Origin of the sequence: Yinghuangia aomiensis (assembly GCF_039542225.1) — a bacterium.
GTDB lineage: Bacteria > Actinomycetota > Actinomycetes > Streptomycetales > Streptomycetaceae > Yinghuangia > Yinghuangia aomiensis.
Genome location: NZ_BAABHS010000046.1, coordinates 1 through 11495, shown reverse-complemented (window position 1 = coordinate 11495; position 11495 = coordinate 1). Strand labels below are relative to the sequence as shown.

Genomic DNA, 11495 nt, shown 5'->3' with positions numbered 1-11495 from the left:
CTCCCGGGCTTTTCTCCCGCCGTGGAACGGGGCGCCGGCCCCGCCTGCGGCTCTCGGACCAGCCCCGCCGCGTGCCGTCACGGCACCCGGCGGCGGAACCCTAGCCGCGCCCCGCCGTCCCGGCGGGTCGCCACCCAGTACAGGGCGGCGCTGTTTCCGCGACCGTCGCGGCATGTTGCCGCCACGTGAAAGACATCTGACAACACACCGCCGTGGCCGGTGCGGCGCCGGTCCGCGGCCGACCGGTCAGATCAAATGCGGCACCCGCCGCCGACCCCCCGCCGACCGCTCCTTCCGCGGACGCTGCAGCACCAGGGCCGCCGCGTCGTCCTGCAACGGGCCACCCGTGTGGCCGCGCAGATCGCTGTACAGGTGCAGCACGATGTGCTGCGGCCACGCCCGGCTCCAGCCCGCGAGCCGCGCCGCCGCGGGGTAGAACCGGCCCTCCGCGTCGCGTGCTTCGCTGATGCCGTCGGTCGTCGCCACCAGCGTGTCGCCGGGACCGAACGCGACCGTGTGCTCCACGTACCGCACCCCGCCCGGATACAGCGTGGACAAGCCCAGCGGCGGGGCGACGTCCGGGAGCTCCAGCTCGGTCGCGGTGCCCTCGCGCAGCAGGATCGGCGCGGTGTGCCCGCACGTGACCAGCCGCAGCGTGTCCGCCTCGTCGAACGCCATCAGCAGCGCCGTCGCGAACCGCTCGCCCGCGGGCCCGGTACGCTCCGCCGCCAACCGGTGGATGCGCCCCTCCAACCGGCTCGCGACCTCCGTCAAATCCTTCTCGTAATACGCCGCTTCCCGGAACGCCGCCATCAGCGCCGCCGCCGTGTGCACCGCGGGAAGGCCCTTGCCGCGCACGTCTCCTATGAGCATCCGGATGCCGTGCGGCCCGTCCACCACCGCGTAGAAGTCGCCGCCGACCAGCGTCTCGGCCTCCGCCGCCATGTACAGGCTCGCCAGATCGAGCCCCGGCAGCCGCGGCGGCACCGGCTCCAGCACCGCACTCTGCAACGTCATCGCCACCGAACGGGCATGCCGCAACTGCGCCTCACGCCGCAGCCGGGTCGACGTCACCCCGAGCGCCACCAGGCCGAGCGAGGCGACCACCGTCACGTGGATGAACTTCGAGGTCACCGTGGTGGATTCACACCACGTCACCAACAGCGCCGCGGTCGACGTCGACACCACCGCGAGCCCGGCCACCTGCCGCCGACTGCACACACCCGCCGCGGCCGGGGCGATCAGGCCGAGCGACACCGCGCCGGGAATCGCCGGATCCACCAGGGCGTCGATCACCGCGATCGCCAGCACCGCGGCGTACGCCGCGACCATGGCCCGGCGGTCGCCCGGCCGCGGCTCGGGGGCGATCGCCCCCCGGTCGCCGGCACGCCGTCGGCTCAGGAAGGTCATAGGGGCAGGCCTGTCGGTCGAGGAAGCTCCCGGCGGTGCCCGGTCGCCGGGCACGTCATGCTATCCAAAAGCCAACACGAAGAAGGGCCGGCGGAGTTCCCTCCGGCGGCCCTTGCCCGTCGTGCAACTGCGGTGCGCGATACTGGGATTGAACCAGTGACCCCCACAGTGTCAGTGTGGTGCTCTCCCGCTGAGCTAATCGCGCGGGACGGATCGTGCGATCCACGGTGATCCTACTACGGTGCTGCAACCCTCATGATCAGGGCCGCCCCGGATGGCTCCGAAAGCGGCCCGACCGATCGGGTGGTGCGCGATACTGGGATTGAACCAGTGACCCCCACAGTGTCAGTGTGGTGCTCTCCCGCTGAGCTAATCGCGCGGGGAAGATCGTTCCGGCGGACCGGAACTCACTCCAGAGGTGGAGACGGGATTTGAACCCGTGTAGACGGCTTTGCAGGCCGTTGCCTCGCCTCTCGGCCACTCCACCAAGCTTGAGACCGTTGCCGGTCCCTGTGCTTCTTCCGAGCGGACGACGAGATTCGAACTCGCGACCCTCACCTTGGCAAGGTGATGCTCTACCAACTGAGCCACGTCCGCGTGCCGACCGTTTCGCGTTTCCGTGTCCCGGCGACGTGATGAACTTTAGCGGAAACCCACGCCAGGACAAATTCCGTTTCCCCGACCCGGGTCCCCTGGGCGAAATGTCCACCCTGCCGGGGTGAAGGGCGTGCGGGGGGCGAATGCGCAGGTCACGGGGCGGGAGGAGCGCGGCCGGGCAGGGCCGCTGCCGAAACGCGGGGGAGGGGCGATCGTCGGTGACGTCACGCCCGCTCCGCACCGGCTGCCCCGCTGCGGCCCCTGGCCTTCCGAGAAACACCAAGCCCGGCTGCCGTCATCGGCAGCCGGGCCGTCGGGTCCCAGGGGACCTGGGGGTGGTTCAGCGGCGTGCGGTCAGGAGCGTCGGCCTTCCGACGGGGCCTCGGTTCCGGCGCCAGCGGGCCGAGCCGGGGTGGTGCCGTTGGCCGACTCGGTGGCGGGGGCCGTCGCGGCGCCGTTCGCGGACGCGGTGTCCACGGCGGGCAGGACCGTCGTCGGGGCGGCGGCGGGGGCCTCGTCGGCCGTGTCCTCGGCCGGCGTCGCGTCGGCGGCCGGAACCACCGTGGTCGCCGCGTCGGCGGGTGCGTCCGCAGCCGGTGCGGCGTCGACCGGGGCAGCGGGCAGAACTGTGGTCTCGGCGGCGGCCGGGGCAGCCGCGGCTTCCTCCGCGTCCGTGCCGATCCCGGCATCCGCGGATTCGGCCGACCCGGCGTCGACCGGGGTGGCGTCGACCGGTGCGGCCGGGAGGACCGTGGTCTCCGCCGCGGCCGGGGCAGCGGCAGCTTCCTCGGCGTCCGTGCCGATGTCCGCCTTCGCGGGTGCGGCGAACGGGGCGGGCTCCTCGGCCGGGGTGGCGGGCAGCACCGTGGTCGCGGCCGCCGGGGCAACCGCCTCCTCGGCGTCCGTCCCGGCGTCCGCCCCCTTGGCGTCCGTGCTCGGGACTGCCGCCGCAGGTGCGGCGTCCTCGTCCGTCTCGGCGTCGAGTCCCGCCGCCGGCAGCACGGTCGTCGCCGCGGCCGCTTCCGGCGCGGAATCGCCGGCGTCCGCCGCGGTGTCGTCCTTGGTCAGCGACAGCGCTGCCGCGCCGGCACCGGCCTCGGCGGCCGCCTCCGCGGCTCCGGCCGTCACCGTCGGAGCCGCCGTCGGCATCGGCGGTGCGGTCTGCGCGGTCGCGCCGGCGACCGGGACCGCGTCCGCGGCCGTCTCCACCGCGGGCGCCCCCGCCGGAGCCGGCACCTGCGCGGTGCCCGCCCAGGCCGCCGCCGGGTCGGTCGTGAGCCCCATCGCGGCGAACGCGGCCGCCTCGCGGGCGTGCTGGAACGCCGTGATCTTGCGCACCACGAGGATCGTGGCCACCGCGGCGAGCACCATCAGGATCTGCGTGCCGCCCGACACGTAGTCGGCCGTCCGCAGGTCGGAGGCGTCGTCGACCGTGATGTCGTCCTGGTTCGGGTACAGGAACAGCGCCCCGATCGTCGCGCCGGACCCGAGCAGGCACAGCACCCACCACACCCAGAGCAGCGGCTTCCGCCCCGGCGTCGCGCCGCCGCGTTCCGCCGCCTGCGGGTCGCTCGCCTTCCACACGTCGTGTGCGATCAGCTTCGGGAACCACCACCACACCACGGGGCAGAACCAGCCGCCGATCGCCCACCCGCGCGCCAGCCGCTGCCGCGAAGGGCCGAACAGGTCGACGTTGCAGCGTGCCCGGTAGAACCAGATGACGAACACCACGCCGGCCGCGAGGGCCACCGTGCCGGTCAGCCCGCCCGCGGCCGTGACGAAGTCGTCCGCGTTGTCGGCCTCGCTCACCGACACCGAACTCGGGTCGTCGATCAGGTCGTTCAGCAGCGACGCGCGCATGACGTAGGCGATCAGCGTCACCACGGCGCCGATCGCGGTCACCGCGAACAGGGCGTACACGGCCGTCGCGAGACCGCGCAGCGGCTTGAACGGCTGCGGCGGGCGCCAGCCCGGGAACGCCGGAGCACCCGGGTAGGCCCCGGCCACCGGGTACGCGCTTCCGTAGCCCGGTGCCGCGTAGCCGCCCGGCACGGCCGGGGGCGCGAACGGGGCCTGTCCGTACGGCTGCTGCGCGCCGTACATCGGCATCTGCCCCGGCATCGGCATCTGCCCGGTCATCGGCGCACCCATGGGCGCCCCCACCGGGGCCGGCATCTGCCCGGGGTACGGGTACGGCGCCTGCCCCGGCATCGCCGGCGGCATCATCGGCTGCACGGGCGGCTGCCCCGGCGCCGCGTACCCGGGTGGCATGGGCGGCGCGGACGGGGCGCCCGGTGCGGCGCCGTAAGGATTCGGCAGGGCCTGTCCGGGCGACGGCTGCCCGTACGGCGCGGGCGCCGCGGGAGGCTGGGAAGTCGCGGCGCCGGCCGGCGGAACAGGCGCCGGCGGCGCGGCCGGTGCGGCGCCGCAGTGCGAGCAGCGGTCGGCCTGGGTGGACCAGGTGCCGCAAGCGGGACAGAGCACGAATGGAACCCTTCGGTGACGTCGATGGCGAACAGCCAGTCGGTTGGCACTGCATGGGAATCAGGCCACAGGCCTGACGGTGGAAGAGCTTCCGGCCGTCCGTCCGCGGAGTCCGCCCCGGCCGTCCGTCCCGCCCACCACCGCGGGCGCACAAGCATCTCCCCGCCCCCCGACACCGCATCATGCCGTGTGTCGGTCTTCGCCGGAACGGGTGACCGGATCACGATGTCCGGACGGCATGTGCAGCAGCGGTCCCGCACCGTGAGGAGTCGGGATCATCCATACAATAGGTGTCCGCCCCGCATCCCGCCCCGACGATTTCCGTGGGTCCCGTGAAAACCAACGACCTTCCCGCGCTCGCCCACTTGGGCGGCCGCCTGGCGACCGGGCTGCGCGACGTCACCGACGACCCGGCCGCTCTCGACTCGCACGGATTCTGGGCGGTCGTCGCGGATTTCGAAGGCGGCCTCGTGTGCGCCCGGTTCGACGACGTCCGCGAAGCCCCGCTGCCCCCCGCCCCGTGGCACGGCCCCGCGCCCGACGCGTGGACCAGTTCGCTGGACGCCGACGCCTACCGCGACGGCGTCCGCCGCATCCGCGGCTACATCGAGCAGGGCGAGGTCTACCAGGCCAACCTGTGCCGCATGCTCACCGCGCCGCTGCCCGACCCGGCACGTGCCGACATCGCCGGCCTCGCCGCCCGCCTCGCCCGCGGCAACCCGGCCCCGTACGGCGGCGTCATACGCCTGCCCGGACACGGCATCCAAGTCGCCTGCGCCTCACCCGAATTGTTCCTGCGCCGACGCGGCGACCGGATCGAGTCCGGGCCGATCAAGGGCACCGGCCGGACCGAAGCCGACCTGCTGCCCAAGGACTACGCGGAAAACATCATGATCGTCGACCTGGTGCGCAACGACCTGAGCCGCACCAGCGCGACCGGCACCGTCACCGTCCCCGACCTGTGCATCGTCGAGAAGCACCCCGGACTGGTGCACCTCGTCTCCCTCGTCGAAGGCCGTCTCGCCGACGGCGCCGGATGGCCCGAGCTGTTCGCCGCGACATTCCCGCCCGGATCGGTCAGCGGCGCTCCGAAATCGAGTGCGCTGCGCATCATCGCCGAACTCGAGCCCGTCCCGCGCGGCCCCTACTGCGGCGCCGTCGGCTGGGTCGACGCGGACCGCCGCGAAGGCGAGCTGGCCGTCGGCATCCGCACCTTCTCCATCGACGCCGAGGGCCGCCTATGCTTCGGCACCGGCGCCGGAATCACCTACGGCTCCGACCCGCAAGGCGAATGGGACGAAACCGAACTCAAAGCCCGGCACCTGCTGTCCGTCGCCGCGGGCGACGACGGCCCCGGCCGGGCCCCGGAAGCCCCGCGCACCGCACGACCCGAAGGAGACCGAGGACCCGCATGAAGATCTGGCTCGGCGACAGCACCGGCGGCGGCCTCGTCCACCCGGAAGATGCCACCGTCTCCGTCGTCGACCACGGGTTCACCGTGGGCGACGGCGTCTTCGAGACCATGAAGACCGTCGACGGCCAAGCCTTCGCGCTCACCCGCCACCTCGACCGCCTCACCCGGTCCGCCCGCGGCCTCGGCCTGCCCGACCCGGACCACGACCTCGTCCGCGACGCATGCGAGCAGGTCCTCGCCGCCAACCCGACGGACGGCGGCGCCCGCGTGCGCGTCACCTACACCGGCGGCATGGCCCCCCTCGGCTCCGACCGCGGCGGCGCCCCCGCGACCCTCGTGGTCGCCGTCGGCCCGTCCCGGCCCCCGGCCGACCGCGCCGCCATCGCCACCGTCCCGTGGACGCGCAACGAGAACGCGCCCACGGCGGGCCTCAAGACCACCAGCTACGCCGACAACGTCGTCATGCTCGCGCACGCCACCCGCCGCGGCGCCTCCGAAGCGGTCTTCGCGAACACCGCCGGCAACCTCTGCGAGGGCACCGGCTCGAACGTCTTCGTCGGTATCGGCGGCAAGCTCCTCACCCCGCCCCTCGCGGCCGGCTGCCTCGGCGGCATCACCCGCGCCCTCGTCCTGGAATGGACCGACGCGGAAGAAGCCGACCTGCCGTTCGCCGTCCTCGCCGACGCCGACGAGGTGTTCATCACCTCCTCGCTCCGCGACATCCAACCCGTCGACCGCGTCGACGACCGCGAACTCCCCGGCACCCCAGGACCGTTGACCCGCTCCGCGATGGCCGCCTTCGCCGCCCGCGCGGCCGACGACATCGACCCCTGACGCCCGCCGGACCCCCGGCCGCCGCGCTGCCCCGGTTGACACCCGCCGCCCCGGGGCAGCACCACCTCGACGGCGCCGCCGCCACGCGCGGCCGCGCCGTCGAGCCCGACGTGGCAACGTCGCCGGGCACGCCGCCCCGCCGGATCGGAGGATGCCCAGGTGACCACGACGCTCCGGCCCGCACCCCCGGCCCACCACACCGACCCGGGCCCCGGCGACTGGTACGCGGTCTGCGCCAACGGCCGCCCCATCGGCCGCCTCCACCTCGCCACCTACGGCACCTGGGGACCCGGCACGGGCTGGATCGACCACGTCGAGATCCTCGCCTCGCGCCGCCGCCGCGGCCACGCCTGCGTCGCGCTGCTCGCCGCCGAGGAGATACTCCGCGGCCGCGGCTGCGGACGCGTCGCCGTCGAAGTCCCCGAAGGCAACCTCGCCGGCCTACGTCTCGCCGCCACCCTCGGCTACGTCTTCGACAGCCGCTACCTCCTGGCCCGCGTCCGCGGCGGCCTCGGCGCCGCCCGCGCCCTCCCCAAACCGCCGCCCGGCCTCACCCTCGCCCCGATGAGCGCCGACGAACACGCCGCCTACACCGCCCGCGCCCGCGCCCGCTACACCGCCGACCTCACCGCCACCGGCTGGCAGCCCCGGCACGCCGACGGCCGCACCACAGCCCGCCTGGGCAGCGAGGAGCCACCGGCAAGGGGACCGGCGGACACCGGCATGCCCGCCTACGCCCTGACCGACTCCGGCGGCGGCCTCCTCGGCACCCTGTGGGCCGCCCCCTCGCCCGGCATCCCCGGCCGCGCCGAGATCCGCGCCCTCGACGTCGCCCCGGAAGCCCAAGGCCGCGGCCACGGCCGCCTCCTCCTGCGCACCGCCGAGCACCTCGCCTACCGCGCCGGCCTCGGCGAACTCGGCCTCGAACTCCTCGGCCCCGCACCCGGCCCCCGCCACCTCGCCGCCGCGCTGGGCTACCGGACGCAGAGCCGCCAGCTCGGCAAGGCGATCCTGTGAGCCTTGTGTCCCCTGCGTGACGTGTCGGCCGCGGGTGCTCCGTTTGCTCCGGGCTCAGGCGTCCGGTGAGGCCGCCAGCAGCTCCTCGATCTTCTCCCGCAGCCCCGTCTGGTCCTTGCTGCCGTCGAGCAGGCGACCCGCGACCTCGTATGTCGGCGTCCCCTTCACGCCGATCGCCGCACCCTCCGCCTCGTCGGCATCCACCTGGAAAATGTGCCGCCCGTCGATGAGCGCCGACTCCAGCTCGTCGGCATCCAGGCCCACCGACCGCGCGATCTCCACCAGCAGCCGCTCGGCAGCGGCCCCCTTCGCCTTCGCCAGGTCTTCCACTCGCACCAGCACGGCCTCGACGTACGGCCACAGCGCGCCCTGCGCCCGGGCCTCCTCCGCGGCCTGCGCGGCGATGTGCGCGTGCTTGTGCTTCTCGAGCGGGAAATGCCGCAGCTCGACGACGAGTTCGTCTCCGAAGCGGTCCCGCAGCAGGGCCAGATCAGCCAGCGCGGTCCGGCAATCCGGACACTGCAACTCACACCACACGTCGATTCGGGGCATTACACGACCAGTCATGCCCTCAGTCTTCCAGGCCCGATACGGGTCTCCGCCGCCCTCAAGGGCCCTCCCTCCTCCCACCTCTGGTCGGACGAAGCCCGTGTGCGAGTGCCCTCCCCCACCCCCGCCACCGCCGGATCACTCCGACACCCACCACCCTGCCCCCCGACCTCCCCCCGCAGCCACACGATTCCCAACCACTGTGGATAACCCCATCGCCATCCCCACCACCGCGCCCCCGCTCGGTGCCCCCGCCTTGCTCACCCCCCACCGCAGCTCTCCCCGCAAGGCACTATGGGAGTTGTTCCAATGCGGAGGGAGCGCGACATGTCCGGCGCGGGCGTGGTGACGGGGGCGGTGTGCGCGGCTTTGACCGGGCTCTGCTTCGTGTGGGCGGTGCGGTCGGCGCAGCGGGGCGGTTACCTCAAGGCGGCGCGGTGGGTCGGGATCGGCCTGCTCCCGATCGGCATGTACCTGACCGGGCTGGCGACGCTCGGCCGCCGGGTCGGCAGCGCGCTGACCGACTGGGCGACGAACCTCGCGTTCGGCATCCAGGCCTGGGCCGGGGTCGCGATTCTGGCGGTCGGGGTGTCGATCCTGCTGGTTGTGCGCATGGTCGGCGCGCGGCGCGGGGGTGCGGGGGAGTCCCGTCCGGAGGCGAGGGCCGGCGGCGACACCGACTGGGCCGGGCTGGCGGGCCTGACCGGCGGAGCCGGGCGTTCGCTGCCCACGGGGCAAGCGCAGGCGCAGCAGTCCGGCGGGCAGGCGGCGGCCGGCCGGCAGCCCAAGCCCGCCAAGCAGAAGCAGCCGCGCCGGGGGCGTGACGACACCGGCCTGGGCAACGAGTTCGCGGAGATCGAAGAGATCCTCAAGCGCCGCGGAATCTGACCGGCGGGCAACCGGATAATGCGCGTGGGTTAGTGCATATCGGGCATCTGCCCTGCGGCCGTATTGTCCGCTGATACGTGCTCGTCCGCATCCCGAGACCACCCCGTCCGCCTTCTGCGGCGAACTCGCCCGCCCCCGGCATGCGTTCCGCAAAGCCCGGGATGCGTTCCCGCGAATAGGTATGCGCAAATACCGGGAAAGCCGACGCGGGCCCCGATCAGTCAACCGCAATCAGGTCCGGAACAAGTCGAACCCAAGGGGAACCCAAAAGACGGCAGTTCCAAGAAATGCGGACGCCGGCACGTCCACGACGTGCCGGCGTCCGTCCGTCCGGCCCCGGAGACCTCCGGAGCGCCTCCAGAGACGACGGAGCCGACCGGGCCCTCTTCCCCGAGTGGGGGGCCGGTCGGCTCCGCTGCGCGGCCGACGAGGGGCGCGAGCCCCGGTCAGCTCTCCGCGAGGATCTGCGACAGCTCGCGGTCCAGGTCGAAGTACCGGTGTTCGGCACCCGGCGCGACCGCGGCGTTGGTGCGCTTCAGGAAGGATTCGAGGGCCCGCGCGGGGGCCTCGAGAAGCGCTTCGCCCTCGGGGGAGCTAAGCGCGATGCACACGATGCCCTGGCCGTGGCTCCGGGAAGGCCAGACGCGGACATCGCCGGTGCCTGCGGGCTGGCGCAGCCCTTCGGCGAGCAGATCGCGGGCGAACACCCAGTCGACCGTCTCATCCGCACCGGTGTGGAAAGTGGCATGCACTGCGTAGGGGTCCGAGGAGTCGTAGCGCAGTCCCGCGGGGACGGGAAGCGAAGACTCCGCGGAGACGACGAGGCGCAGGTGCAGCTCGCAGCTCACCGTGGTGTTCATAAGCGCCATGGCCTTTCGCTCAGTGTGCGCTCGGGGATTCGCACTCGGCGTTCGCAACATCCCACCTACGCGCGGTTCGTAAACGTCGTTGCCCGATATACGCGGCTCTGGGTCATCCTTAAGGGCGACGGTCCCCGGAAACCCGGGATTCCCGTCCCGCGCAGCCGTACGGCGTAGTTCCGGCGAACGCCGGACTCCGCCGAACAGGTGTTCTGATACGGGTTGCGCATGCAGTACCGATGCCCCGTCCCCGGTGCCCCATGACACCCGTGACGCAACCCGCAACCTCCTGTGGCACAACCGATGCAAAACGGAGGCGGCACCGGGCGGCGAGCCCTTGTACCGTGGACGCCCCGTACCAACACGCGCCCAAGCGGAGCCCAACGGCAGCTCAGAAGGTTGCCAAGAGCAGCCCAAGGGGCGTCATGCGGGGCGCGTCGTCGGGGGAGGCGGCGCGGGACTACGCACCGACCGGCACGGCAGCGACACGACAGTGAGGGGACACGTGGCCATGGACACGGGGGCCGCAGGCGCCGAGAGCGCCGACGCGACCAAGGGCGTCGGCGAGGCGCCCGACGCCGAGACGAAGAACGCCGACGGCGCCGTGCCGCGCCCGCGGGCGCACGGCTCGCGCGCACCGCACTTCGTCAAACGCTCGCGCCCGCTCCACCTGACGTGGCAGATCGGCGTCGCGATCGTCGGGTTCGCGGTCATCGTCGCGGGCCTGATCATGATGGTCATCCCCGGCCCCGGCATCCCCGCCGTGCTGGTCGGCCTGGCCATCCTCGGCACCGAATTCGTCTGGGCGCAGCGCACGTTGCTCTGGACGAAAGACCAGGCCACCAAGGCCGCCCAACGGGCCCTCGACCCGCGCACCCGCCGCCGCAACCTGATCATCCTGATCGTCGGCGTCGTCCTGATCGCCGCCGCGGCCGGCCTCTACGTATGGAAGTACGGGCTCGCGCTGCCCTAGGCCGTGAGGCCCCGCCCAGTGGTGCGGGGCCACCCCGGCGATGCGGTAAGGTTCTTCTGCACCCGGGCGATTAGCTCAGCGGGAGAGCGCTTCGTTCACACCGAAGAGGTCACTGGTTCGAAACCAGTATCGCCCACTCGGGCTTGGGCGACCTGTGTCTGCGGAGAGCGCAGACCGGGTCGCCCTCGTCGTTTTTTGGCGGCTTCGCCGCGGCGGGGGGCTTCGCCCACCCGCACCCCCCTCTTGGGGCTGCGCCCCTTGCCCCCGCGTTCTGCGGTGCGTGCGGATCCGAGGGGGTGTGGGGGTGCGCCCGCTTTCCGCGGTGCGTGCGGATCTCAGGGGGGTCCTACGTTGGTCGTGGGTCAGACGGGCTGTCGTAGGGTCCAGAGGCCCGGAGACGCCGGGTATGGCTTTCAGGGGGTTGCACTCGATGGTTCGCTCCACCTGGCCGCCCGGCGTCTCACGACGA

At 73.1% G+C, this 11495-nt stretch carries 10 protein-coding genes and 5 tRNA genes; 7 read left to right on the top strand and 8 right to left on the bottom strand.

Translation table 11 applies throughout. From position 1 onward, the window contains the following. Positions 1 to 246: 246 nt before the first annotated feature. The 6 genes from ABEA93_RS37205 to ABEA93_RS37180 all read right to left on the bottom strand — a co-directional run bounded on the left by ABEA93_RS37205 (position 247) and on the right by ABEA93_RS37180 (position 4146). Entirely contained in the window at positions 247 to 1410 is a 1164-nt protein-coding gene (locus ABEA93_RS37205) for a PP2C family protein-serine/threonine phosphatase (RefSeq protein WP_345680383.1), read from the bottom strand. A gap of 133 nt (positions 1411 to 1543) precedes the next feature. Then, positions 1544 to 1615, bottom strand: a tRNA-Val gene (locus ABEA93_RS37200). A 99-nt stretch (positions 1616 to 1714) separates the two neighbouring features. Next, positions 1715 to 1789: transfer RNA gene (locus ABEA93_RS37195), tRNA-Val, on the bottom strand. Positions 1790 to 1826: 37 nt separating this feature from the next. Next, a tRNA-Cys gene (locus tag ABEA93_RS37190) sits at positions 1827 to 1897 on the bottom strand. Between the two features lie 37 nt (positions 1898 to 1934). Beyond that, positions 1935 to 2007: transfer RNA gene (locus ABEA93_RS37185), tRNA-Gly, on the bottom strand. A gap of 354 nt (positions 2008 to 2361) precedes the next feature. Further along, on the bottom strand, positions 2362 to 4146 hold the full coding sequence (locus ABEA93_RS37180; RefSeq protein ID WP_345680382.1) for a DUF4328 domain-containing protein: 1785 nt from the start codon (positions 4144 to 4146) through the stop codon (positions 2362 to 2364). 10 nt (positions 4147 to 4156) lie between these two features. Here ABEA93_RS37180 and ABEA93_RS37175 point away from each other — a divergent pair, with 10 nt between their 5' ends. From ABEA93_RS37175 to ABEA93_RS37160, 4 genes are all read left to right on the top strand, one after another. After that, a complete protein-coding gene (locus tag ABEA93_RS37175) occupies positions 4157 to 4315 on the top strand; it encodes a hypothetical protein (RefSeq protein ID WP_345680381.1) in 159 nt (52 codons plus the stop codon). Positions 4316 to 4823: 508 nt separating this feature from the next. Beyond that, on the top strand, positions 4824 to 5906 hold the full coding sequence (locus tag ABEA93_RS37170) for a chorismate-binding protein (protein ID WP_345680380.1): 1083 nt from the start codon (positions 4824 to 4826) through the stop codon (positions 5904 to 5906). Then, positions 5903 to 6739 carry an aminotransferase class IV gene (locus ABEA93_RS37165; RefSeq protein WP_345680379.1) on the top strand — a complete coding sequence of 279 codons (837 nt, stop codon included), beginning with the start codon at positions 5903 to 5905 and terminating at the stop codon, positions 6737 to 6739. Before ABEA93_RS37170 ends, ABEA93_RS37165 begins: the two co-directional genes overlap by 4 nt. A gap of 159 nt (positions 6740 to 6898) precedes the next feature. After that, positions 6899 to 7756 carry a GNAT family N-acetyltransferase gene (locus ABEA93_RS37160; protein ID WP_345680378.1) on the top strand — a complete coding sequence of 286 codons (858 nt, stop codon included), beginning with the start codon at positions 6899 to 6901 and terminating at the stop codon, positions 7754 to 7756. Positions 7757 to 7810: 54 nt separating this feature from the next. Here the strand turns inward: ABEA93_RS37160 and ABEA93_RS37155 are convergent, their stop codons facing one another. Further along, entirely contained in the window at positions 7811 to 8323 is a 513-nt protein-coding gene (locus ABEA93_RS37155; RefSeq protein ID WP_345680377.1) for a DsbA family protein, read from the bottom strand. A gap of 309 nt (positions 8324 to 8632) precedes the next feature. Here ABEA93_RS37155 and ABEA93_RS37150 point away from each other — a divergent pair, with 309 nt between their 5' ends. Then, positions 8633 to 9193 carry a hypothetical protein gene (locus ABEA93_RS37150; protein WP_345680376.1) on the top strand — a complete coding sequence of 187 codons (561 nt, stop codon included), beginning with the start codon at positions 8633 to 8635 and terminating at the stop codon, positions 9191 to 9193. Between the two features lie 446 nt (positions 9194 to 9639). On the opposite strand, the gene ABEA93_RS37145 is transcribed toward ABEA93_RS37150, so the two are convergent. Beyond that, positions 9640 to 10053: an SsgA family sporulation/cell division regulator gene (locus ABEA93_RS37145; protein WP_345680424.1), complete on the bottom strand. Its 414-nt coding sequence runs from the start codon at positions 10051 to 10053 to the stop codon at positions 9640 to 9642. A gap of 511 nt (positions 10054 to 10564) precedes the next feature. On the opposite strand from ABEA93_RS37145, the gene ABEA93_RS37140 reads away from it, so the two are divergent. Continuing rightward, positions 10565 to 11026: a TIGR02611 family protein gene (locus ABEA93_RS37140; protein ID WP_345680423.1), complete on the top strand. Its 462-nt coding sequence runs from the start codon at positions 10565 to 10567 to the stop codon at positions 11024 to 11026. Between the two features lie 64 nt (positions 11027 to 11090). After that, positions 11091 to 11162 (top strand) — tRNA-Val (locus ABEA93_RS37135). Positions 11163 to 11495 lie beyond the last annotated feature (333 nt).